33 protein-coding genes are annotated in these 20051 nt (G+C 55.1%); all 33 read left to right on the top strand.

Annotation, left to right across the window (positions count from 1 at the left end; all coding sequences use genetic code 11):
* The first annotated feature begins 68 nt into the window (after nt 1-68).
* Nucleotides 69-440, top strand: a complete 372-nt coding sequence (gene rpsL / locus J3P79_RS24040) for a 30S ribosomal protein S12 (RefSeq protein ID WP_003186084.1) — start codon at nt 69-71, stop codon at nt 438-440.
* 102 nt (nt 441-542) lie between these two features.
* A complete protein-coding gene (gene rpsG, locus J3P79_RS24035) occupies nt 543-1013 on the top strand; it encodes a 30S ribosomal protein S7 (RefSeq protein ID WP_003186074.1) in 471 nt (156 codons plus the stop codon).
* Nucleotides 1014-1043: 30 nt separating this feature from the next.
* Complete coding sequence (gene fusA, locus J3P79_RS24030; protein ID WP_434606130.1) at nt 1044-3149, top strand: elongation factor G; 2106 nt, start codon at nt 1044-1046, stop codon at nt 3147-3149.
* Between the two features lie 31 nt (nt 3150-3180).
* A complete protein-coding gene (gene tuf / locus J3P79_RS24025; RefSeq protein ID WP_003186103.1) occupies nt 3181-4374 on the top strand; it encodes an elongation factor Tu in 1194 nt (397 codons plus the stop codon).
* Nucleotides 4375-4529: 155 nt separating this feature from the next.
* Nucleotides 4530-4841: a 30S ribosomal protein S10 gene (gene rpsJ / locus J3P79_RS24020; protein ID WP_003186070.1), complete on the top strand. Its 312-nt coding sequence runs from the start codon at nt 4530-4532 to the stop codon at nt 4839-4841.
* A gap of 80 nt (nt 4842-4921) precedes the next feature.
* A complete protein-coding gene (gene rplC / locus J3P79_RS24015; RefSeq protein ID WP_003186059.1) occupies nt 4922-5557 on the top strand; it encodes a 50S ribosomal protein L3 in 636 nt (211 codons plus the stop codon).
* A gap of 12 nt (nt 5558-5569) precedes the next feature.
* A complete protein-coding gene (rplD, locus tag J3P79_RS24010; RefSeq protein ID WP_003186057.1) occupies nt 5570-6172 on the top strand; it encodes a 50S ribosomal protein L4 in 603 nt (200 codons plus the stop codon).
* Nucleotides 6169-6468, top strand: coding sequence for a 50S ribosomal protein L23 (gene rplW / locus J3P79_RS24005; RefSeq protein WP_002555488.1), 300 nt, complete (start codon nt 6169-6171; stop codon nt 6466-6468). The genes rplD and rplW overlap by 4 nt, the downstream gene beginning before the upstream one ends.
* 14 nt (nt 6469-6482) lie before the next feature.
* Complete coding sequence (gene rplB / locus J3P79_RS24000; protein ID WP_003186055.1) at nt 6483-7307, top strand: 50S ribosomal protein L2; 825 nt, start codon at nt 6483-6485, stop codon at nt 7305-7307.
* A 16-nt stretch (nt 7308-7323) separates the two neighbouring features.
* Nucleotides 7324-7599, top strand: a complete 276-nt coding sequence (gene rpsS / locus J3P79_RS23995; RefSeq protein WP_002555486.1) for a 30S ribosomal protein S19 — start codon at nt 7324-7326, stop codon at nt 7597-7599.
* A gap of 11 nt (nt 7600-7610) precedes the next feature.
* The gene (gene rplV / locus J3P79_RS23990) at nt 7611-7943 is read left to right on the top strand and encodes a 50S ribosomal protein L22 (protein ID WP_003103908.1); all 333 of its coding nucleotides are present in this window, start codon (nt 7611-7613) and stop codon (nt 7941-7943) included.
* Between the two features lie 13 nt (nt 7944-7956).
* A complete protein-coding gene (gene rpsC / locus J3P79_RS23985) occupies nt 7957-8643 on the top strand; it encodes a 30S ribosomal protein S3 (RefSeq protein WP_003176422.1) in 687 nt (228 codons plus the stop codon).
* A 12-nt stretch (nt 8644-8655) separates the two neighbouring features.
* Complete coding sequence (gene rplP / locus J3P79_RS23980; protein WP_003186052.1) at nt 8656-9069, top strand: 50S ribosomal protein L16; 414 nt, start codon at nt 8656-8658, stop codon at nt 9067-9069.
* The gene (rpmC, locus tag J3P79_RS23975) at nt 9069-9260 is read left to right on the top strand and encodes a 50S ribosomal protein L29 (RefSeq protein WP_002555481.1); all 192 of its coding nucleotides are present in this window, start codon (nt 9069-9071) and stop codon (nt 9258-9260) included. The genes rplP and rpmC overlap by 1 nt, the downstream gene beginning before the upstream one ends.
* A gap of 2 nt (nt 9261-9262) precedes the next feature.
* Nucleotides 9263-9529: a 30S ribosomal protein S17 gene (gene rpsQ, locus J3P79_RS23970; protein WP_003194644.1), complete on the top strand. Its 267-nt coding sequence runs from the start codon at nt 9263-9265 to the stop codon at nt 9527-9529.
* 23 nt (nt 9530-9552) lie between these two features.
* Nucleotides 9553-9921 carry a 50S ribosomal protein L14 gene (gene rplN, locus J3P79_RS23965; protein WP_002555479.1) on the top strand — a complete coding sequence of 123 codons (369 nt, stop codon included), beginning with the start codon at nt 9553-9555 and terminating at the stop codon, nt 9919-9921.
* 11 nt (nt 9922-9932) lie between these two features.
* Complete coding sequence (rplX, locus tag J3P79_RS23960; protein ID WP_003186046.1) at nt 9933-10247, top strand: 50S ribosomal protein L24; 315 nt, start codon at nt 9933-9935, stop codon at nt 10245-10247.
* A gap of 20 nt (nt 10248-10267) precedes the next feature.
* Nucleotides 10268-10807: a 50S ribosomal protein L5 gene (rplE, locus tag J3P79_RS23955; RefSeq protein ID WP_003186044.1), complete on the top strand. Its 540-nt coding sequence runs from the start codon at nt 10268-10270 to the stop codon at nt 10805-10807.
* A gap of 13 nt (nt 10808-10820) precedes the next feature.
* Nucleotides 10821-11126, top strand: a complete 306-nt coding sequence (gene rpsN / locus J3P79_RS23950; protein ID WP_003186042.1) for a 30S ribosomal protein S14 — start codon at nt 10821-10823, stop codon at nt 11124-11126.
* Between the two features lie 210 nt (nt 11127-11336).
* Complete coding sequence (rpsH, locus tag J3P79_RS23945; protein ID WP_017848802.1) at nt 11337-11729, top strand: 30S ribosomal protein S8; 393 nt, start codon at nt 11337-11339, stop codon at nt 11727-11729.
* 12 nt (nt 11730-11741) lie between these two features.
* Entirely contained in the window at nt 11742-12275 is a 534-nt protein-coding gene (gene rplF / locus J3P79_RS23940) for a 50S ribosomal protein L6 (protein ID WP_003186039.1), read from the top strand.
* A gap of 10 nt (nt 12276-12285) precedes the next feature.
* Nucleotides 12286-12636, top strand: coding sequence for a 50S ribosomal protein L18 (rplR, locus tag J3P79_RS23935; RefSeq protein WP_003186037.1), 351 nt, complete (start codon nt 12286-12288; stop codon nt 12634-12636).
* A gap of 3 nt (nt 12637-12639) precedes the next feature.
* Complete coding sequence (gene rpsE / locus J3P79_RS23930) at nt 12640-13140, top strand: 30S ribosomal protein S5 (RefSeq protein WP_003186035.1); 501 nt, start codon at nt 12640-12642, stop codon at nt 13138-13140.
* Nucleotides 13141-13142: 2 nt separating this feature from the next.
* The gene (gene rpmD / locus J3P79_RS23925) at nt 13143-13319 is read left to right on the top strand and encodes a 50S ribosomal protein L30 (protein ID WP_003186033.1); all 177 of its coding nucleotides are present in this window, start codon (nt 13143-13145) and stop codon (nt 13317-13319) included.
* Between the two features lie 3 nt (nt 13320-13322).
* Nucleotides 13323-13760, top strand: a complete 438-nt coding sequence (gene rplO / locus J3P79_RS23920; protein ID WP_003186032.1) for a 50S ribosomal protein L15 — start codon at nt 13323-13325, stop codon at nt 13758-13760.
* Nucleotides 13761-15089: a preprotein translocase subunit SecY gene (gene secY, locus J3P79_RS23915; protein ID WP_018612224.1), complete on the top strand. Its 1329-nt coding sequence runs from the start codon at nt 13761-13763 to the stop codon at nt 15087-15089. It begins immediately after the preceding gene.
* Between the two features lie 30 nt (nt 15090-15119).
* Nucleotides 15120-15236, top strand: a complete 117-nt coding sequence (gene rpmJ / locus J3P79_RS23910; RefSeq protein WP_002555468.1) for a 50S ribosomal protein L36 — start codon at nt 15120-15122, stop codon at nt 15234-15236.
* A 130-nt stretch (nt 15237-15366) separates the two neighbouring features.
* Nucleotides 15367-15723 carry a 30S ribosomal protein S13 gene (rpsM, locus tag J3P79_RS23905; RefSeq protein ID WP_009045849.1) on the top strand — a complete coding sequence of 119 codons (357 nt, stop codon included), beginning with the start codon at nt 15367-15369 and terminating at the stop codon, nt 15721-15723.
* A 30-nt stretch (nt 15724-15753) separates the two neighbouring features.
* Entirely contained in the window at nt 15754-16143 is a 390-nt protein-coding gene (gene rpsK, locus J3P79_RS23900) for a 30S ribosomal protein S11 (protein WP_002555466.1), read from the top strand.
* An 18-nt stretch (nt 16144-16161) separates the two neighbouring features.
* Nucleotides 16162-16782, top strand: coding sequence for a 30S ribosomal protein S4 (gene rpsD / locus J3P79_RS23895; protein ID WP_003176404.1), 621 nt, complete (start codon nt 16162-16164; stop codon nt 16780-16782).
* Between the two features lie 22 nt (nt 16783-16804).
* Complete coding sequence (locus tag J3P79_RS23890) at nt 16805-17806, top strand: DNA-directed RNA polymerase subunit alpha (protein ID WP_003186012.1); 1002 nt, start codon at nt 16805-16807, stop codon at nt 17804-17806.
* Nucleotides 17807-17848: 42 nt separating this feature from the next.
* Nucleotides 17849-18235 (top strand): 50S ribosomal protein L17, encoded by a 387-nt coding sequence (gene rplQ / locus J3P79_RS23885; RefSeq protein ID WP_003176402.1) that lies wholly within the window; start codon nt 17849-17851, stop codon nt 18233-18235.
* A gap of 241 nt (nt 18236-18476) precedes the next feature.
* The gene (locus J3P79_RS23880; protein WP_434606127.1) at nt 18477-19925 is read left to right on the top strand and encodes a catalase; all 1449 of its coding nucleotides are present in this window, start codon (nt 18477-18479) and stop codon (nt 19923-19925) included.
* The last annotated feature ends 126 nt before the right edge of the window (nt 19926-20051 follow it).

Raw genomic sequence — 20051 nt, 5'->3', positions numbered from 1 at the left:
AATTCGTTCCTGCCATTTTGCTTTTCTTGTAAGACAATAGCGTCGCAAGACAACAGTGGAGCTAGTAGATGGCAACTATCAACCAGCTGGTACGTCAGCCGCGTAAGCGTATCGTCGAGAAATCCGACGTGCCTGCGCTGCAGAACTGCCCGCAACGTCGTGGCGTATGCACCCGTGTGTATACCACCACGCCGAAAAAACCTAACTCGGCACTGCGTAAAGTATGCCGTGTGCGCCTGACCAACGGTTTCGAGGTTTCCTCGTACATCGGTGGTGAAGGTCACAACCTGCAAGAGCACAGCGTGGTACTGATCCGCGGCGGTCGTGTAAAAGACTTGCCAGGTGTTCGTTACCACACCGTCCGCGGTTCTTTGGATACTTCCGGCGTCAAAGGTCGTAACCAGGGTCGTTCGAAGTACGGTACCAAGCGTCCGAAGTAATCGGTCGTTTTGCAGTTTTTCATTTTTATTGAGTCGATAAGAGTAAGGTCGGGCAAGCGTGAGCTGTCCCGGGCTAACCTGAAGACCGCTTGAGGGCTTATCATGCCAAGACGTCGCGTAGCAGCCAAACGTGAGATTCTGGACGATCCGAAATACGGAAGCCAGATCCTCGCCAAGTTCATGAACCACGTTATGGAAAGCGGCAAGAAAGCCGTTGCCGAACGTATCGTTTATGGCGCACTGGACAAAGTTAAGGAACGCAAGAACAGCGATCCCCTGGAAATCTTCGAGAAAGCTCTCGACGCCATCGCTCCGCTGGTCGAAGTGAAGTCGCGCCGTGTAGGCGGTGCTACTTACCAGGTTCCGGTCGAAGTTCGTCCTTCCCGTCGTAACGCCCTGGCAATGCGCTGGCTGGTAGACTTCGCCCGCAAGCGCGGCGAGAAGTCCATGGCCCTGCGTTTGGCTGGTGAACTGTTGGACGCTGCTGAAGGTAAAGGTGCTGCAGTTAAGAAGCGTGAAGACGTGCACCGTATGGCTGAAGCCAACAAGGCTTTCTCGCACTACCGCTTCTAATTTTAGCGTCACTCAATTTGCGAGGGCTTTATGGCTCGTACTACACCGATTAATCGCTACCGTAACATCGGTATCGTTGCTCACGTGGATGCTGGTAAGACCACCACCACCGAGCGCGTCCTTTTTTACACCGGCAAAAGTCACAAAATGGGCGAGGTGCATGACGGCGCCGCGACCACAGACTGGATGGTTCAGGAGCAGGAGCGTGGTATTACCATTACTTCTGCTGCTATCACCGCCTTCTGGAAAGGTTCCGAGAAGCAGTACCCGCACGAGCATCGCTTCAACGTAATCGATACCCCGGGCCACGTAGACTTCACCATTGAAGTTGAGCGTTCCCTGCGTGTACTCGACGGCGCGGTCGTTGTGTTCTGTGGTACTTCGGGTGTTGAGCCTCAGTCGGAAACCGTATGGCGTCAGGCCAACAAATACGGCGTTCCACGCCTTGTTTATGTAAACAAGATGGACCGTGCTGGTGCCAACTTCCTGCGCGTGATCGGTCAGATCAAGCAGCGTCTGGGTCACACTCCGGTGCCTATCCAGCTCGCTATCGGTTCGGAAGACAACTTCCAGGGCCAAATCGACCTGATCAACATGCAGGCCGTGTACTGGAATGACTCCGACAAGGGCATGGTCCCTGTTCGCAAGGAAATTCCTGCTGAACTGTTGGAAGAAGCCGAGCAATGGCGCAGCAACATGGTCGAGGCTGCGGCCGAAGCCAGCGAAGAGCTGATGAACAAGTACCTCGAAGGTGAAGAACTCACCAACGACGAAATCAAGGCTGCTCTGCGTCAGCGTACTATTGCTGGTGAAATCGTTCTGGCCGTTTGCGGTTCTTCCTTCAAGAACAAGGGTGTTCCCCTGGTTCTCGACGCTGTTATCGACTTCCTGCCTGCTCCAACCGACATTCCTGCTATCAAGGGTTCCAACCCGGATAACGAGGAAGAGGAAATGGAGCGTCACGCAAGTGACGACGAGCCGTTCGCGGCTTTGGCATTCAAGATCGCTACCGACCCATTCGTGGGTACCTTGACCTTTGTTCGGGTTTACTCGGGCGTGTTGGCATCCGGCGACGGCGTGATCAACTCGGTAAAAGGCAAGAAAGAGCGTGTGGGTCGTATGGTGCAAATGCACGCAAACGCCCGTGAAGAAATCAAGGAAGTGCGCGCTGGTGACATCGCGGCCTTGATCGGCATGAAGGACGTCACCACTGGTGAAACCTTGTGCAACGCTGACAAGCCAATCATCCTGGTTCGCATGGACTTCCCGGAGCCGGTAATCTCGGTTGCCGTTGAGCCTAAGACCAAGGATGACCAGGAAAAAATGGGTATCGCTCTGGGCAAGCTCGCTCAGGAAGACCCGTCTTTCCGCGTCAAGACTGATGAAGAGACTGGTCAGACGATCATCTCCGGCATGGGCGAGCTGCACCTGGACATCCTGGTTGACCGGATGCGCCGTGAGTTCAACGTCGAAGCCAACATCGGTAAGCCTCAGGTTTCCTATCGTGAGCGCATCACGAAGAACTGTGAAATCGAAGGCAAGTTCGTTCGCCAGTCCGGCGGTCGTGGCCAGTTCGGTCACTGCTGGATTCGTTTTGCACCGGCTGACGAAGGTCAGGAAGGTCTGCAATTCGTGAACGAAGTCGTAGGTGGTGTGGTTCCTAAGGAATACATCCCGGCGATCCAGAAGGGTATCGAAGAGCAGATGAAGAACGGCGTTGTTGCCGGCTATCCGCTGATCGGCCTGAAGGCGACCGTGTTCGACGGTTCTTACCACGACGTCGACTCCAACGAGATGGCGTTCAAGGTGGCTGCTTCCATGGCTACCAAGCAACTGGCCCAGAAGGGCGGTGGTGAGTTGCTTGAACCTATCATGGCGGTAGAAGTCGTTACGCCTGAAGACTACATGGGTGATGTCATGGGCGACCTTAACCGTCGTCGTGGCATGATTCTGGGTATGGAAGATACGGTTTCCGGCAAAGTTATCCGTGCCGAGGTTCCGTTGGGTGAGATGTTCGGTTACGCAACCGACGTTCGCTCCATGTCTCAGGGTCGCGCAAGCTACTCTATGGAATTCAAAAAATACAATACAGCTCCGTCGCATATCGTCGAGACTGTTACCAAAAAGCAAGGCTGATCCAGCCCCTTTAAGCTAGGAGTTAATTGTCGTGGCTAAAGAAAAATTTGAACGGAACAAACCGCACGTCAACGTTGGCACCATCGGCCACGTTGACCACGGTAAAACTACTCTGACCGCTGCTCTGACCCGCGTCTGCTCCGAAGTTTTCGGTTCGGCCAAGGTTGACTTCGACAAGATCGACAGCGCCCCGGAAGAAAAAGCTCGCGGTATCACCATCAACACCGCTCACGTTGAATACGATTCGGCCGTGCGTCACTACGCACACGTTGACTGCCCAGGTCACGCCGACTACGTAAAAAACATGATCACTGGTGCTGCCCAGATGGACGGCGCGATCCTGGTTTGCTCGGCCGCCGATGGTCCGATGCCACAAACCCGTGAGCACATCCTGCTGTCCCGTCAGGTAGGCGTTCCGTACATCGTTGTCTTCCTGAACAAGGCTGACATGGTTGACGACGCTGAGCTGCTGGAACTGGTTGAGATGGAAGTGCGCGACCTGCTGAGCACTTACGACTTCCCAGGTGATGACACTCCAATCATCATCGGTTCGGCTCTGATGGCTCTGAACGGCCAAGACGACAACGAAATGGGCACCACTGCTGTCAAGAAGCTGGTGGAAACTCTGGACAGCTACATCCCAGAGCCTGAGCGTGCTATCGACAAGCCGTTCCTGATGCCAATCGAAGACGTATTCTCGATCTCCGGTCGCGGTACCGTTGTGACTGGTCGTGTTGAGCGTGGCATCGTCCGTATCCAGGAAGAAGTTGAGATCGTCGGTCTGCGCGACACTCAGAAAACTACCTGCACCGGCGTTGAAATGTTCCGCAAGCTGCTCGACGAAGGTCGTGCTGGCGAGAACTGCGGCGTACTGCTGCGCGGCACCAAGCGTGACGACGTTGAGCGTGGCCAGGTTCTGGTCAAGCCAGGCACCGTCAAGCCGCACACCAAGTTCACCGCAGAAGTCTACGTTCTGAGCAAGGAAGAAGGCGGCCGTCATACTCCGTTCTTCAAAGGCTACCGTCCACAGTTCTACTTCCGTACAACTGACGTGACTGGTAACTGCGAGCTGCCAGAAGGCGTTGAAATGGTAATGCCAGGTGACAACATTCAGATGACTGTTACCCTGATCAAGACCATCGCGATGGAAGACGGTCTGCGTTTCGCTATCCGTGAAGGCGGTCGTACCGTCGGCGCTGGCGTCGTAGCCAAAGTCATCGAATAAGACTCTTCCAGAGTCGGCTCGATGAACAGGAAAGCCCCCGCTTAGCGGGGGCTTTTTTATTAGGTTGACACCTATCAGGGGCGTCTATAGAATTGCGCCTCCTTTTAACGGGCGTATTGCGCCCGGTGGGAATAGCAGCCGGAGTCTGAAATCCAATGCAAAATCAGCAAATCCGTATCAGGTTGAAGGCTTTTGACCATCGCCTGATCGACCAATCCACCCAGGAAATCGTGGAAACCGCGAAACGTACTGGTGCTCAAGTGCGTGGTCCAATTCCACTGCCTACCCGTAAAGAGCGGTTCACCGTTCTGGTCTCCCCGCACGTCAACAAAGACGCGCGTGACCAGTACGAGATCCGTACTCATAAGCGCGTTCTGGACATCGTCCAGCCAACGGATAAAACCGTTGATGCTCTTATGAAGCTCGATCTTGCGGCCGGTGTGGAAGTGCAGATCAGCCTCGGCTAAGACTCGGTCTTAGTCGTGTAACGCTCTGAAATGGGCGGCCATAGCGGGTGAAAGCCCCGTACACTCATGAGGTTTACAACATGACTATTGGTGTAGTCGGTCGTAAATGCGGTATGACCCGTATTTTCACCGAAGAAGGTGTCTCCATTCCGGTCACGGTCATTGAGATCGAGCCGAATCGCGTCACCCAGTTCAAAACTGAAGAGACCGATGGCTATCGTGCAGTGCAAGTCACTGTCGGCGAGCGTCGTGCTTCGCGTGTAACAGCAGCTCAGGCTGGCCACTTCGCCAAGGCGAACGTAGCCGCTGGTCGTACCGTAATGGAATTCCGTCTTGAAGAAGGCGAGTACCAGGCCGGCGATCTGATCAACGCTGAAATCTTCGCCGCTGGTCAACTGGTTGATGTAACCGGTCAGTCCAAGGGTAAAGGCTTCCAGGGTACGATCAAGCGTTGGAACTTCCGCGGGCAAGATAACACCCACGGTAACTCCGTATCCCACCGCGTTCCAGGCTCTATCGGCCAGTGCCAGACTCCTGGTCGTGTATTCAAGGGCAAGAAAATGTCCGGTCATATGGGCGCTGAGCGCGTGACCGTGCAGTCCCTCGAAGTAGTGCGCGTGGACGCTGAACGCAATCTGTTGTTGGTCAAGGGCGCTGTTCCTGGCGCTACTGGCGGCAACTTGGTTGTACGTCCAGCAGCCAAGGCTCGCGGTTAAGGGGAAGCTGACATGCAATTAAATGTAAATGACGCTCAAGCGATCGAAGTTTCCGAACTGACATTTGGCGGCGAATTCAACGAGACGCTGGTTCACCAAGCAGTCGTGGCCTACATGGCCGGCGGCCGTCAAGGTAGCAAGCAGCAAAAGACCCGTTCCGACGTTTCTGGTGGCGGTAAGCGCCCATGGCGTCAGAAAGGTACTGGCCGTGCTCGTGCCGGTACTATCCGTAGCCCAATCTGGCGTGGCGGCGGTACCACTTTCGCAGCTCGTCCTCAGGATCACTCCCAGAAGCTGAACAAGAAGATGTACCGCGCAGCAATGCGTTCCATCCTTGCTGAGCTGGTGCGTACTGATCGTCTGGTCGTGGTTCAGGACTTCGCTGTTGAAGCACCGAAAACCAAAGATCTGCTGAACAAGCTGAATGGCATGGGTCTGACTGACGTCCTGATCGTGTCTGACGCTGTTGATCAGAACCTGTACCTGGCTGCTCGCAACCTGCCACACGTCGATGTTCGTGACGTGCAGGGTTCCGATCCGGTCAGTCTGATCGCATACGACAAGGTGTTGATCACCGTGTCGGCCGTGAAGAAATTCGAGGAGCTGCTGGGATGAACCAGGAACGCGTATTTAAAGTTCTGCTTGGCCCGCACGTTTCCGAGAAGGCTACGGTTCTGGCAGACAAGAAAGGCCAGTTCGTTTTCAAGGTTGCAACCGATGCAACCAAGCTGGAAATCAAGAAGGCCGTCGAAAGCCTGTTCAGCGTGAAAGTAGAGCGCGTTACTACCCTGAATGTTCTGGGTAAGAGCAAGCGCACTGCTCGCGGTCTGGGCAAGCGTAATGACTGGAAGAAGGCAGTTATCTCCCTTCAGCCAGGCCAAGATCTCGATTTCAGCAGCAGTGCTGAGTAAGGAAGGGGTGCATCATGGCAATCGTTAAATGCAAACCGACTTCCCCTGGCCGCCGTTTTGTGGTCAAGGTGGTCAACCAGGAGCTGCATAAAGGCGCTCCTCACGCACCGCTGCTCGAGAAAAAATCGAAGTCTGGTGGTCGTAACAACAATGGCCGTATTACCACTCGTCACATCGGTGGTGGTCATAAGCAGCATTACCGTCTGGTCGACTTCCGTCGCAACGACAAGGATGGCATCGCTGCCACCGTCGAGCGTATCGAATACGATCCAAACCGTACTGCTCACATCGCTCTGCTGCTGTACGCAGATGGCGAGCGTCGCTACATCATCGCCCCTAAAGGCGTGAGCGCTGGCGACCAGCTGATCGCAGGTGCCCTGGCACCGATCAAGCCGGGCAACGCTCTGCAACTGCGTAACATTCCAGTTGGTAGCACCGTACACGGCATCGAATTGAAGCCAGGTAAAGGCGCACAGATCGCTCGTTCCGCTGGTGCTTCGGCTCAGCTGATCGCTCGTGAAGGTGTCTACGTGACCCTGCGTCTGCGTTCTGGTGAGATGCGTAAAGTACTGGCTGAATGCCGTGCGACCCTGGGCGAAGTCTCGAACTCCGAGCACAGCCTGCGTTCGTTGGGTAAAGCTGGTGCCAAGCGCTGGCGTGGCGTTCGCCCAACCGTTCGTGGTGTTGCCATGAACCCGGTTGACCACCCACATGGTGGTGGTGAAGGTCGTACCTCTGGTGGTCGTCATCCGGTATCGCCATGGGGCTTCCCGACTAAGGGCGCGAAGACTCGTGGTAATAAGCGTACCGACAAAATGATCGTCCGTCGTCGCAAGTAAATAGAGGGATACGACAGTGCCACGTTCTCTGAAAAAAGGTCCTTTTATTGATCTTCACCTACTGAAGAAGATCGAAGTGGCGGCGGAAAAGAACGATCGCAAACCAGTTAAGACCTGGTCGCGTCGTTCGATGATCCTGCCACAAATGGTCGGTCTGACCATCGCTGTACACAACGGTCGCCAGCACGTCCCAGTTCTCGTGAACGAAGACATGGTCGGCCACAAACTGGGCGAGTTCGCCGGTACCCGCACATACCGTGGGCACGTGGCTGACAAGAAAGCCAAGCGTTAAGGGGTAAGGAAATGGAAGTAGCCGCTAAGTTGTCGGGCGCTCGAATCTCCGCCCAGAAAGCCCGCTTGGTCGCCGACCAGATCCGCGGGAAGAAGGTGGGCGAAGCGCTCAACCTGTTGGCTTTCAGCAGTAAGAAAGCCGCCGAGATCATGAAAAAAGTGCTGGAGTCGGCCGTAGCCAACGCCGAGCATAACGAAGGCGCAGACGTTGATGACCTGAAAGTCAGCACCGTTTTCGTCAACGAAGGGCGTTCGCTGAAGCGCATCATGCCACGTGCCAAAGGCCGTGCTGATCGCATCGTCAAGCGGTCTTGCCATATCACTGTCAAGGTTGCTGACAAGTAACGGAGTCGAAGAGATGGGTCAGAAAGTACATCCCATTGGCATTCGCCTGGGAATCGTCAAGGAGCACACCTCCGTCTGGTACGCAGACGGTCGGACTTATGCGGACTACTTGTTCGCTGATCTGAAGGTGCGTGAGTATCTCCAAGACAAACTAAAAAGCGCGTCCGTCAGCCGTATCGATATCCATCGTCCGGCTCAGACTGCACGTATCACCATCCACACCGCTCGCCCAGGTATCGTTATCGGGAAGAAAGGTGAAGATGTTGAGAAACTGCGTCAGGACCTGACCAAGCAAATGGGTGTGCCTGTGCACATCAATATCGAAGAGATCCGCAAGCCGGAACTCGACGGTATGCTGGTTGCGCAGAGCGTAGCTCAGCAGCTGGAGCGCCGTGTAATGTTCCGTCGCGCTATGAAGCGCGCTGTACAGAACGCAATGCGCATTGGTGCCAAAGGCATCAAAATCCAAGTGAGCGGTCGTCTCGGCGGTGCTGAAATCGCACGTACTGAATGGTATCGCGAAGGTCGTGTGCCTCTGCACACCCTGCGTGCCGACATCGACTATGCCAACTACGAAGCTCACACCACCTACGGTGTGATCGGTGTAAAGGTTTGGATCTTCAAAGGCGAAGTAATTGGTGGTCGCCAAGAAGAACTGAAGCCACAAGCACCAGCGCCTCGTAAAAAAGCTGCTAAGTAAGGGGTACGCCAAATGTTGCAACCAAAGCGTACGAAGTTCCGCAAGCAGATGACCGGTCACAACCGTGGCCTGGCATTGCGCGGTAGCAAAGTCAGCTTCGGCGAGTTCGCGCTGAAGTCTGTTGCTCGTGGTCGTCTCACCGCTCGTCAGATCGAGTCAGCGCGTCGTGCTCTGACCCGTCACGTAAAACGTGGCGGCAAGATCTGGATCCGTGTGTTCCCGGACAAGCCTGTCACCAAAAAGCCACTCGAAGTTCGGATGGGTAAAGGTAAGGGTAACGTGGAATACTGGGTTGCCCAGATTCAGCCAGGCAAAGTCCTGTATGAAATCGAGGGTGTTTCTGAAGAGCTGGCGCGTGAGGCTTTCGCCCTGGCTGCTGCAAAGCTGCCGCTCGCCACCTCCTTTGTTAAACGGACGGTGATGTGATGAAAGCGAATGAACTTCGTGAAAAATCAGCACAGCAGCTGAACGAGCAACTGCTCGGCCTGCTGCGCGACCAGTTCAATCTGCGTATGCAGAAGGCAACTGGCCAGTTGGGGCAGTCTCATCTGCTCTCGCAAGTTAAGCGTGACATCGCTCGCGTGAAAACTGTGCTCAACCAGCAGGCAGGTAAGTGATCATGGCTGAAGCCGAAAAAACTGTCCGTACGCTGACTGGCCGTGTTGTCAGCGACAAGATGGACAAAACCATCACCGTTCTGATCGAGCGTCGCGTTAAGCACCCGATCTACGGTAAATACGTTAAGCGTTCGACTAAGCTGCACGCGCACGACGAAACCAATCAGTGCCACATCGGCGACAAAGTCACTATTCGTGAAACTCGTCCGATGGCCAAGACCAAGTCTTGGGCGCTGGTTGATGTTCTCGAACGCGCTGTGGAAGTCTAAGGGCTAGGGGTCGGAGAAATTATATGATTCAGACTCAATCCATGCTCGATGTGGCCGATAACAGCGGCGCTCGCCGCGTTATGTGCATCAAGGTGCTGGGTGGCTCCCATCGTCGTTACGCTGGTATCGGTGACATCATCAAAGTTACCGTCAAGGAAGCAATTCCTCGCGGTAAGGTGAAAAAAGGCCAAGTGATGACTGCTGTTGTAGTCCGCACTCGCCACGGTGTTCGTCGTGCTGACGGCTCCATCATCCGCTTTGATGGCAACGCTGCTGTTCTGTTGAACAACAAGCAAGAGCCAATCGGCACCCGTATCTTTGGGCCAGTGACCCGTGAACTTCGTACTGAGAAGTTCATGAAGATCGTCTCGCTCGCCCCAGAAGTGCTGTAAGGAGATCCGACATGCAAAAGATTCGTCGTGACGACGAGATCATCGTGATCGCCGGCAAAGACAAGGGTAAGCGCGGTAAGGTGCTGAAGGTTCTTGCTGACAACCGTCTGGTTGTTGGTGGTCTGAACCTGGTCAAGCGTCATACCAAGCCTAACCCGATGTCGGGCGTACAGGGCGGTATCGTCGAGAAAGAAGCGCCACTGCACGCTTCCAACGTCGCCATCTTCAACGGCGAAACCAACAAGGCTGACCGCGTTGGTTTCAAAGTAGAAGACGGTAAGAAAATTCGTGTCTTCAAGTCGACCCAAAAAGCGGTTGATGCTTGAACACTGCTAGGTAGAAGACCATGGCACGACTAAAAGAGATTTACCGGAAGGAAATCGCACCGAAACTTAAGGAAGAACTTAAGCTTTCGAACGTGATGGAAGTTCCGCGCGTTACCAAAATCACCCTGAACATGGGTCTGGGCGAAGCGATCGGCGACAAAAAAGTCATCGAGCACGCAGTTGCCGACCTGGAAAAGATCACCGGTCAGAAAGTCGTTGTGACTTACGCTCGGAAATCCATCGCTGGCTTTAAAGTCCGTGAAGGTTGGCCGATCGGCGTCAAAGTGACCCTGCGCCGTGAGCGTATGTACGAGTTCCTGGATCGTCTGCTGTCGATCTCCCTGCCTCGGGTTCGCGACTTCCGCGGCCTGAATGCCAAGTCCTTCGATGGTCGTGGCAACTACAGCATGGGCGTAAAAGAGCAGATCATTTTCCCGGAAATCGATTACGACAAGATCGACGCTCTCCGCGGTCTGGACATTACCCTGACCACCACTGCTCGGACGGATGACGAAGGTCGCGCACTGCTGCGCGCTTTCAAATTCCCGTTCCGCAACTGATTGGAGTAGGAAAATGGCCAAGAAGAGCATGAAGAACCGTGAGCTGAAGCGTCAGCTCACCGTTGCCAAGTACGCCACCAAGCGTGCAGCGCTGAAAGCTATCATCGTTGATCTGAACGCAAGTCCAGAAGCGCGTTGGGAAGCTACCGTAGCACTGCAGAAGCAGCCACGTGACGCCAGCGCCTCGCGCATGCGTAACCGCTGCCGCCTGACTGGTCGTCCGCACGGCGTGTACCGCAAGTTTGGCCTCGGCCGTAACATGCTGCGTCAAGCTGCAATGCGTGGTGACGTTCCAGGTCTGGTCAAAGCCAGCTGGTAAGCACTGTCAATGTCACGATGTTCGGGGTCGCAAGATCCTGACCATCGGTGGCCTTGAACTTGAATCAAGCCCCTTTTGGGGCTTGATTCATTTCTGGGGTGTGTCTAGAATACCCGGCTCGCCTGAGCCCGTGTTTTTATTGCGCGGATGTGCTCGGCGACACGTACTAGCCGAAAGGCTAATTTTTTGTGTATTAGGAGCGTCTAGCCCATGAGTATGCAGGACCCGTTAGCGGACATGCTAACTCGTATCCGTAATGCCCAGATGGCTGAAAAGTCCGTCGTAAGCATGCCATCTTCTACTTTGAAGGTAGCTGTTGCCAAAGTCCTGAAGGACGAAGGTTACATTGCGGGTTATCAGATCAGCAGCGAAATCAAGCCTCTGCTGTCCATCGAGCTGAAGTACTTCGAAGGCCGTCCGGTCATCGAGGAAGTGAAGCGCGTTAGCCGTCCTGGCCTGCGTCAGTACAAGTCCGTTGAGGATCTGCCAAAAGTTCGTGGCGGCCTGGGCGTGTCTATCGTCTCCACCAACAAAGGTGTGATGACGGATCGTGCTGCGCGCGCTGCCGGTGTCGGCGGCGAAGTTCTTTGCACTGTGTTCTAAGGGGGGATAAGCATGTCACGCGTCGCTAAGAACCCCGTTAAGCTGCCAGCCGGTGTCGAAGTCAAATTCGCAGGCCAACAGCTTTCGGTGAAGGGTGCCAAGGGCACTCTGCAACTGAACATCCATTCGTCCGTTGAGATCGTTGAAGAAGCTGGTGAGCTGCGTTTCGCTGCTCGCAATGGCGATCAACAGACTCGCGCAATGGCTGGTACCACTCGTGCGTTGGTAAACAACATGGTCCAAGGCGTAAGCCAAGGCTTCGAGCGCAAGCTCCAGCTGGTCGGTGTTGGTTACAAAGCGCAAGCAAAAGGCACAGTGCTGAACCTGGCTCTTGGCTTCTCGCACCCAGTGGATTATGAACTGCCGGAAGGCATCACCGCTGAGACTCCTAGCCAGACCGATATCCTGATCAAGGGCATCGACAAGCAGCTGGTAGGTCAAGTGGCCGCCGAGATCCGCGACTTCCGTCCACCAGAGCCGTACAAAGGCAAAGGTGTGCGCTACGCGGACGAAGTCGTCCGTCGTAAAGAAGCCAAGAAGAAGTAGGGCATAGCAAATGACCGACAAAAAAGTTACTCGACTGCGTCGCGCTCGCAAAGCACGCCTGAAAATGCACGAACTCGAAGTCGTGCGTCTCTGCGTGTTCCGCTCGTCGCAGCACATCTACGCCCAGGTCATTTCGGCCGACGGCAACAAAGTCCTGGCAAGTGCCTCGACTTTGGATAAAGAACTGCGTGATGGCGCCACTGGCAACATCGACGCGGCCACTAAGGTTGGCCAGCTGGTCGCTACGCGTGCTAAAGCCGCTGGCGTCTCGCAGGTGGCTTTCGACCGCTCTGGCTTCAAGTACCACGGCCGCGTCAAGGCGCTGGCTGATGCTGCTCGTGAAGCTGGGCTGGAGTTCTAAGTTATGTCAAATAACGACCAAAAGCGCGACGAAGGCTACATCGAGAAGCTGGTTCAAGTTAACCGCGTAGCCAAAACCGTTAAAGGCGGCCGTATCTTCACTTTCACCGCGTTGACCGTGGTTGGTGATGGTAAGGGCCGTGTTGGCTTCGGCCGTGGCAAGTCGCGTGAAGTGCCTGCTGCGATCCAGAAGGCAATGGAAGCTGCTCGCCGCAACATGATCCAGGTTGATCTGAACGGCACCACCCTGCAGTACGCAATGAAGTCCGCCCATGGCGCTTCGAAGGTGTACATGCAGCCTGCTTCTGAAGGTACCGGTATCATCGCTGGCGGCGCTATGCGTGCTGTCCTCGAAGTTGCTGGCGTTCAGAACGTTCTGGCCAAGTGCTACGGCTCGACTAACCCGGTAAACGTGGTTCACGCCACTTTCAAGGGTTTGAAAGCAATGCAGTCTCCTGAATCCATTGCCGCCAAGCGTGGCAAAAGCGTCAAGGAGATCTTCTGATCATGGCTACCGTAAAAGTTACGCTGATCAAAAGCATGACCGGCCGCATCCCTAACCACAAACTGTGCGTTAAGGGTCTGGGTCTGCGTCGCATCGGTCACACTGTAGAAGTCCTGGATACTCCCGAGAATCGCGGGATGATCAACAAGGCTTACTACATGCTGCGTGTCGAGGGTTAATCGATGAAACTCAATGATCTGAGTCCAGCGCCGGGTTCCCGTCGCGAAAAGCATCGTCCGGGCCGTGGTATCGGTAGTGGTTTGGGCAAGACCGGTGGCCGTGGCCACAAAGGTCAGACCTCCCGCTCCGGTGGCACCATTGCTCCAGGCTTTGAAGGCGGTCAACAGCCGCTGCATCGTCGCCTGCCGAAGTTCGGTTTCGTTTCCCTGAAAGCCATGGACCGCGCAGAAGTGCGTCTGTCCGAACTGGCCAAAGTGGACGGCGACATCGTCACCGTGCAGTCCCTGAAGGATGCCAACGTGATCAACCAGAACGTACAGCGTGTGAAAATCATGCTGTCGGGCGAAGTTGCTCGTGCTGTCACCATCGGAAAGGGAATCGGCGCCACCAAAGGTGCGCGTGCGGCTATCGAAGCAGCTGGCGGCAAGTTCGAGGAATAAATGGCTAAGCAAGGTGCTCTCTCTGCGCTCGGCAAAGGCGGTATGTCTGAACTCTGGGCTCGTCTGCGTTTTCTGTTCCTGGCGATTATCGTCTACCGAATAGGCGCACACATCCCGGTTCCAGGTATCAACCCGGACCGACTCGCGGACCTGTTTCGACAGAATGAGGGGACCATTCTTAGCTTGTTCAACATGTTTTCCGGCGGCGCGCTGGAGCGGATGAGTATCTTTGCACTGGGGATCATGCCGTACATTTCGGCATCGATCATCATGCAGCTGATGTCCGCTGTCAGCCCGCAGCTGGAGCAGTTGAAGAAGGAAGGTGAAGCTGGCCGTCGCAAGATCAGCCAGTACACCCGCTACCTCACTGTCGTCCTCGCTCTCGTCCAGGCTGTTGGCATGTCCATCGGTCTGGCGGGGCAGGGCGTAGCGTTCACTGGTGACTTTGGCTTCCATTTCGTTGCGGTAACCACGTTTGTGGCAGGCGCGATGTTCATGATGTGGCTGGGTGAGCAGATTACTGAGCGTGGTGTTGGCAACGGTATCTCGATGTTGATCTTCGCAGGTATCGTCGCCGGTCTTCCGAGAGCGATCGGGCAGTCTTTCGAGTCTGCGCGTCAGGGCGATATCAACATCTTTGCTCTGGTTGCCATCGGTTTGCTGGCAGTAGCGATTATCGGTTTCGTGGTGTTCATCGAGCGTGGTCAGCGTCGTATTGCTGTTCACTACGCCAAGCGTCAGCAGGGCCGCAAGGTGTTTGCTGCGCAGACGAGCCACTTGCCGTTGAAGGTGAACATGGCCGGCGTTATCCCGGCCATTTTCGCGAGCAGCATCTTGCTGTTCCCGGCTTCGTTGGGTGCCTGGTTCGGCCAGTCTGAAGGTATGGGCTGGTTGCAGGACATCTCGCAGTCGATCGCTCCTGGTCAGCCGTTGAATATTCTGCTGTTTAGTGCAGGGATTATTTTCTTCTGCTTCTTCTATACGGCGTTGATGTTCAATCCGAAAGACGTAGCGGAAAACCTGAAGAAGTCCGGTGCCTTTATTCCGGGTATCCGTCCTGGTGAGCAGTCGGCGCGCTACATTGATGGCGTTCTGACTCGTTTGACCTTGTTCGGTGCTCTTTACATGACGGCCGTCTGCTTGCTTCCCCAGTTCCTGGTGGTTGCGGCAAACGTTCCGTTCTACCTTGGCGGGACCTCGTTGCTGATCGTGGTCGTGGTTGTGATGGACTTCATGTCCCAAGTACAATCGCACCTCGTTTCGCACCAGTACGAATCCCTGATGAAGAAAGCCAACCTGAAGGGCTACGGCAGCGGCATGTTGCGCTGAGTAGCATCCATAAGGTTCGAGGAGTTGGTGATGAAAGTTCGTGCATCGGTGAAAAAGCTGTGCCGCAACTGCAAGATTATTCGCCGCGAAGGTGTTGTTCGGGTAATTTGCAGCGCGGAACCGCGTCACAAACAGCGCCAAGGCTGAGTGTGATTGTGCTTTAAGCCCGGCAGCTAGTGCGCTGCCGGGTTGATTATTTGTTATTACAGCGATATTATCTCGCGCCCTATTTCTTGGCTTCCGGGGCGTAGGTAGCTGTCAATTGGAGTCCCACTGAATGGCCCGTATTGCAGGCGTTAACATTCCAGATAACAAGCATACTGTTATCTCGCTGACCTACATCTATGGTGTTGGTCGCACTACTGCACAGAAAATTTGTGCAGAGACTGGGGTCAACCCAGCCGCGAAGATCAAGGATCTGAGCGACGAGCAAATTGAACAGCTGCGTGGCGAAGTGGCGAAGTTCACCACTGAAGGTGACCTGCGTCGCGAAATCAACATGAAAATCAAGCGCTTGATGGACCTCGGTTGCTATCGCGGTCTGCGTCATCGTCGTGGTCTTCCAGTACGCGGTCAGCGTACCAAGACCAACGCGCGTACCCGTAAAGGTCCGCGTAAGCCGATCCGCAAGTAATCGCCCCAGCGAATCGACAGGAATTTAATCATGGCAAAACCTGCTGCTCGTCCTCGTAAAAAAGTTAAAAAGACAGTGGTTGATGGCATCGCCCACATCCATGCTTCTTTTAACAACACCATCGTGACCATTACCGACCGTCAAGGTAACGCTCTTTCCTGGGCTACCTCCGGTGGTTCGGGTTTCCGCGGTTCCCGCAAGTCCACCCCGTTCGCTGCTCAAGTAGCTGCTGAGCGTGCTGGTCAAGCTGCGCTGGAATACGGCCTGAAAAACCTCGACGTAAACGTCAAAGGTCCAGGTCCAGGTCGTGAATCCGCAGTCCGCGCTTTGAACGGCTGTGGCTACAAGATCGCCAGCATCACCGACGTGACGCCAATCCCGCACAACGGGTGCCGTCCGCCGAAGAAGCGCCGCGTGTAATCCAGGAGATTGTAAAGAATGGCTCGTTACATTGGTCCAAAATGCAAACTCGCTCGTCGCGAAGGCACCGATCTCTTCCTGAAGAGCGGCGTGCGCGCGATCGAATCGAAGTGCAACATCGAAGCAGCACCTGGTATCCACGGCCAACGCCGCGGTCGCCAGTCCGACTACGGCACCCAACTGCGTGAAAAGCAGAAGGTCCGTCGTATCTACGGCGTTCTCGAGCGTCAGTTCAGCGGCTACTACAAAGAAGCTGCTGGCAAGAAAGGTGCAACCGGCGAAAACCTGTTGCAACTGCTCGAATGCCGCCTGGACAACGTCGTATACCGTATGGGTTTCGGTTCTACTCGTGCCGAATCCCGTCAGCTGGTATCGCACAAGTCGATCAGCGTTAACGGCCAGACCGTAAACGTTCCGTCCTACCAGGTTCGTGCTGGTGACGTGGTTGCTGTTCGCGAGAAAGCAAAGAACCAGCTTCGCATTGTCCAAGCTCTCGATCTGTGTGCCCAACGTGGCCGCGTAGAATGGGTAGAAGTAGACACTGAGAAGAAGTCGGGCGTTTTCAAGAACGTTCCAGCTCGCAGTGATCTGTCCGCCGACATCAACGAAAGCCTGATTGTCGAGCTCTACTCCAAGTAAGGGCTAGAAAATAGGTGCATCCATGCAGATTTCGGTAAATGAGTTCCTGACACCCCGCCATATTGATGTGCAGGTTGTCAGTCCAACCCGCGCCAAGATCACACTCGAGCCTCTCGAGCGTGGTTTCGGCCACACCCTGGGCAACGCGCTGCGCCGCATCCTGTTGTCCTCAATGCCCGGCTGTGCAGTAGTCGAGGCCGAGATTGACGGTGTGCTCCACGAGTACAGCGCCATCGAAGGTGTACAGGAAGACGTAATTGAAATCCTGTTGAACCTTAAAGGTCTGGCTATCAAGCTGCACGGTCGTGACGAAGTTACGCTGACCTTGTCGAAGAAGGGTTCGGGGGTGGTTACCGCTGCCGATATTCAGCTGGATCATGATGTCGAGATCGTTAACCCCGATCACGTAATCGCTAACCTGGCGTCTAACGGCGCCCTGAACATGAAGCTCACCGTAGCTCGTGGTCGTGGTTATGAACCGGCAGACTCGCGTCAGAGCGATGAAGACGAAAGCCGCAGCATCGGTCGCTTGCAGCTTGACTCTTCGTTCAGCCCGGTTCGCCGTATCGCATACGTGGTGGAAAACGCCCGTGTCGAACAGCGTACCAACCTGGACAAGCTGGTTATTGATCTGGAAACCAACGGTACCCTGGATCCTGAAGAGGCTATCCGCCGCGCTGCAACCATCCTGCAACAGCAGTTGGCTGCGTTCGTCGACCTCAAGGGTGACAGTGAGCCAGTGGTTGTTGAGCAGGAAGACGAGATCGATCCGATCCTGCTTCGCCCGGTTGACGATCTGGAACTGACTGTACGTTCGGCTAACTGCCTTAAGGCGGAAAACATCTACTACATCGGCGACCTGATTCAGCGTACCGAAGTAGAGCTGTTGAAGACTCCGAACCTTGGCAAGAAATCCTTGACTGAAATCAAGGACGTTCTGGCCTCCCGCGGTCTGTCCCTCGGCATGCGCCTCGACAACTGGCCGCCTGCAAGTCTTAAGAAGGACGACAAGGCGACTGCCTGATCGTCGTAATCACCGAACGTTGTGTTTGGTAAGGAATGAACCATGCGTCATCGTAAAAGTGGTCGTCACCTGAGCCGCACCAGCTCGCACCGCAAGGCCATGTTCCAAAACATGGCGGTGTCGCTGTTCGAGCACGAGCTGATCAAAACTACACTGCCGAAAGCCAAAGAACTGCGCCGCGTTGCTGAGCCGCTGATCACTCTGGCCAAGACAGACAGCCTGGCTAACCGCCGCCTGGCTTTCGACCGTACTCGTTCGAAAGCTATCGTTGGTAAGCTCTTCAACGACCTGGGCAAGCGTTACGCTACCCGTGAGGGTGGCTACCTGCGCATCCTCAAGTGCGGTTTCCGCGCTGGCGACAACGCGCCTATGGCGTACGTCGAGTTGGTTGATCGTGCTACTGCCGGCGAAGCTGTAAGCGCCGAGTAAGACGACAGTCTGTAACGAAGAACCGGGCCTAGTGCCCGGTTTTTTGTGCGCGTAAGAAAAGAGCTTATCCATACAAGCTTTGTGCGGTGTTCAAACGCCACTATATGACGTTGGGGTTGTTGGTAGATATTTTCTATTGATGTGCACAATTTAATAAATTTGTGACCGTCATGTTGTTGATCAATACTCCTCACCAGCCGATTAGCCGGCAGTCCGAAGACCGACCTAGGAAGAATTGAGCATGAGCCAGACCAAAACGCTTACGACCGCCAGTGGCGCTCCTGTCGCCGATAACCAGAACTCTCGCTCCGCAGGCCCTCGTGGCCCGTTGCTGCTCGATGATTTCCACCTGATCGAGAAGCTTGCTCATTTCAACCGTGAAAACATTCCCGAGCGTCGCGTGCATGCCAAAGGGTCGGGGGCTTATGGCACCTTTACCGTTACCCAGGACATCACCCAATACACCAGCGCCAAGCTGTTCGAGTCGATCGGCAAGCAAACCCCTACCTTCCTGCGGTTCTCCACCGTGGGCGGCGAGCGTGGTTCGGCCGACACCGAACGCGATCCGCGCGGCTTTGCCCTGAAGTTCTACACCGAAGAAGGCAACTGGGATATCGTCGGCAACAACACGCCGGTATTTTTCATCCGGGACCCGCTGAAGTTTCCAGACTTCATCCACACCCAGAAACGCCTGCCGCAAAGCAACCTGAAAAGCGCCCAGGCGATGTGGGATTTCTGGTCGCATTCGCCTGAGGCGCTGCACCAGGTCACCATTCTGTTTTCCGATCGCGGTATTCCTGACGGCTACCGTCATATGCACGGGTTCGGCAGTCACACCTATAGCCTGATCAATGCCCAAGGTGAACGTCACTGGGTGAAATGGCACTACAAGACCAAGCAGGGCATCAAGAACCTCGCGCCGGCCGAAGCCGCTCGCTTGGCGGGTACTGATCCGGATTACGCCCAGCGAGACTTGTTCGAGGCCATCGAGCGCGGTGACTTCCCGAAATGGAGCGTCTGCATCCAGATCATGAGCGAGGCTCAGGCCGCAGCCCATTACGAGAACCCGTTCGATGTGACCAAGACCTGGTCGCAGAAGGAATTCCCGCTGATCGAAGTCGGTGAGCTCGAACTCAATCGTAATCCCTTGAACTACTTTGCCGAAGTGGAGCAGGCAGCATTCGGGCCGAGCAACATGGTGCCGGGGGTAGGTCTTTCGCCTGACCGCATGCTCCAAGGCCGGGTATTCGCATACGCCGATGCGCACCGCTACCGCGTGGGGACCAATCACCAGCAACTGCCGGTAAATGCTCCGCGTAGCCCGGTCAATACCTACCAGCGTGACGGCGCCATGGCGTTTGGCAGTAACGGCGGCGCAGCTCCAAACTATGAGCCTAACAGCTACGACCAAGCGCCGAAGCAAGCCCCGCGCTACGCGGAACCGGCCTTGGCCCTCAGCGGCGCGGCGGATCGTTATGATCATCGCGAAGACACTGATTACTACAGCCACGCAGGCACGCTGTTCCGCTTGATGAGTGATGAGCAGAAAGCGCTGTTGATCAGCAATATTGCAGGTGCAATGGCAGGTGTTTCGGCTGACGTGGTTGATCGTCAACTGCAGCACTTCTTCAAGGCAGACCCTGCTTACGGAGAAGGTATCGCAAAGGCGTTGGACGTACAGCTTAACTAAGTCTAAACGAGAAGCAGAACCGCCCTCATTTGGGCGGTTTTTGCGTTATTTAACCTGCTTTTCTTGGATTTTCTTCACTTTTGTTGCGCGTGGTAAGTGACCTTGCAGTCAGCTTGGTTCAAACTA

Origin of the sequence: Pseudomonas sp. R1-7 (genome assembly GCF_051132105.1) — a bacterium.
GTDB lineage: Bacteria > Pseudomonadota > Gammaproteobacteria > Pseudomonadales > Pseudomonadaceae > Aquipseudomonas.
Note: the sequence above shows the minus strand (reverse complement) of the source record. Positions and strands in the feature narration are given on the sequence as shown.

Excerpts from the sequence above, each read along its gene's own strand:
- rplD (WP_003186057.1), top strand. The coding sequence starts at position 5,570 with ATGCAATTAAATGTAAATGACGCTCAAGCGATCGAAGTTTCCGAACTG.
- rpsG (WP_003186074.1), top strand. The coding sequence starts at position 543 with ATGCCAAGACGTCGCGTAGCAGCCAAACGTGAGATTCTGGACGATCCG.
- rpsE (WP_003186035.1), top strand. The coding sequence starts at position 12,640 with ATGTCAAATAACGACCAAAAGCGCGACGAAGGCTACATCGAGAAGCTG.
- rplN (WP_002555479.1), top strand. The coding sequence starts at position 9,553 with ATGATTCAGACTCAATCCATGCTCGATGTGGCCGATAACAGCGGCGCT.
- rpsN (WP_003186042.1), top strand. The coding sequence starts at position 10,821 with ATGGCCAAGAAGAGCATGAAGAACCGTGAGCTGAAGCGTCAGCTCACC.
- rpsL (WP_003186084.1), top strand. The coding sequence starts at position 69 with ATGGCAACTATCAACCAGCTGGTACGTCAGCCGCGTAAGCGTATCGTC.
- rplR (WP_003186037.1), top strand. The coding sequence starts at position 12,286 with ATGACCGACAAAAAAGTTACTCGACTGCGTCGCGCTCGCAAAGCACGC.
- rpsJ (WP_003186070.1), top strand. The coding sequence starts at position 4,530 with ATGCAAAATCAGCAAATCCGTATCAGGTTGAAGGCTTTTGACCATCGC.
- J3P79_RS23880 (WP_434606127.1), top strand. The coding sequence starts at position 18,477 with ATGAGCCAGACCAAAACGCTTACGACCGCCAGTGGCGCTCCTGTCGCC.
- rplC (WP_003186059.1), top strand. The coding sequence starts at position 4,922 with ATGACTATTGGTGTAGTCGGTCGTAAATGCGGTATGACCCGTATTTTC.
- rplW (WP_002555488.1), top strand. The coding sequence starts at position 6,169 with ATGAACCAGGAACGCGTATTTAAAGTTCTGCTTGGCCCGCACGTTTCC.
- rplQ (WP_003176402.1), top strand. The coding sequence starts at position 17,849 with ATGCGTCATCGTAAAAGTGGTCGTCACCTGAGCCGCACCAGCTCGCAC.
- J3P79_RS23890 (WP_003186012.1), top strand. The coding sequence starts at position 16,805 with ATGCAGATTTCGGTAAATGAGTTCCTGACACCCCGCCATATTGATGTG.
- rpsQ (WP_003194644.1), top strand. The coding sequence starts at position 9,263 with ATGGCTGAAGCCGAAAAAACTGTCCGTACGCTGACTGGCCGTGTTGTC.
- rplB (WP_003186055.1), top strand. The coding sequence starts at position 6,483 with ATGGCAATCGTTAAATGCAAACCGACTTCCCCTGGCCGCCGTTTTGTG.
- rpsM (WP_009045849.1), top strand. The coding sequence starts at position 15,367 with ATGGCCCGTATTGCAGGCGTTAACATTCCAGATAACAAGCATACTGTT.
- rplO (WP_003186032.1), top strand. The coding sequence starts at position 13,323 with ATGAAACTCAATGATCTGAGTCCAGCGCCGGGTTCCCGTCGCGAAAAG.
- rplV (WP_003103908.1), top strand. The coding sequence starts at position 7,611 with ATGGAAGTAGCCGCTAAGTTGTCGGGCGCTCGAATCTCCGCCCAGAAA.
- rpsK (WP_002555466.1), top strand. The coding sequence starts at position 15,754 with ATGGCAAAACCTGCTGCTCGTCCTCGTAAAAAAGTTAAAAAGACAGTG.
- rpsH (WP_017848802.1), top strand. The coding sequence starts at position 11,337 with ATGAGTATGCAGGACCCGTTAGCGGACATGCTAACTCGTATCCGTAAT.
- rpsC (WP_003176422.1), top strand. The coding sequence starts at position 7,957 with ATGGGTCAGAAAGTACATCCCATTGGCATTCGCCTGGGAATCGTCAAG.
- rpmJ (WP_002555468.1), top strand. The coding sequence starts at position 15,120 with ATGAAAGTTCGTGCATCGGTGAAAAAGCTGTGCCGCAACTGCAAGATT.
- rpmC (WP_002555481.1), top strand. The coding sequence starts at position 9,069 with ATGAAAGCGAATGAACTTCGTGAAAAATCAGCACAGCAGCTGAACGAG.
- rplX (WP_003186046.1), top strand. The coding sequence starts at position 9,933 with ATGCAAAAGATTCGTCGTGACGACGAGATCATCGTGATCGCCGGCAAA.
- rpsD (WP_003176404.1), top strand. The coding sequence starts at position 16,162 with ATGGCTCGTTACATTGGTCCAAAATGCAAACTCGCTCGTCGCGAAGGC.
- secY (WP_018612224.1), top strand. The coding sequence starts at position 13,761 with ATGGCTAAGCAAGGTGCTCTCTCTGCGCTCGGCAAAGGCGGTATGTCT.
- fusA (WP_434606130.1), top strand. The coding sequence starts at position 1,044 with ATGGCTCGTACTACACCGATTAATCGCTACCGTAACATCGGTATCGTT.
- rplE (WP_003186044.1), top strand. The coding sequence starts at position 10,268 with ATGGCACGACTAAAAGAGATTTACCGGAAGGAAATCGCACCGAAACTT.
- rplF (WP_003186039.1), top strand. The coding sequence starts at position 11,742 with ATGTCACGCGTCGCTAAGAACCCCGTTAAGCTGCCAGCCGGTGTCGAA.
- rpmD (WP_003186033.1), top strand. The coding sequence starts at position 13,143 with ATGGCTACCGTAAAAGTTACGCTGATCAAAAGCATGACCGGCCGCATC.
- rplP (WP_003186052.1), top strand. The coding sequence starts at position 8,656 with ATGTTGCAACCAAAGCGTACGAAGTTCCGCAAGCAGATGACCGGTCAC.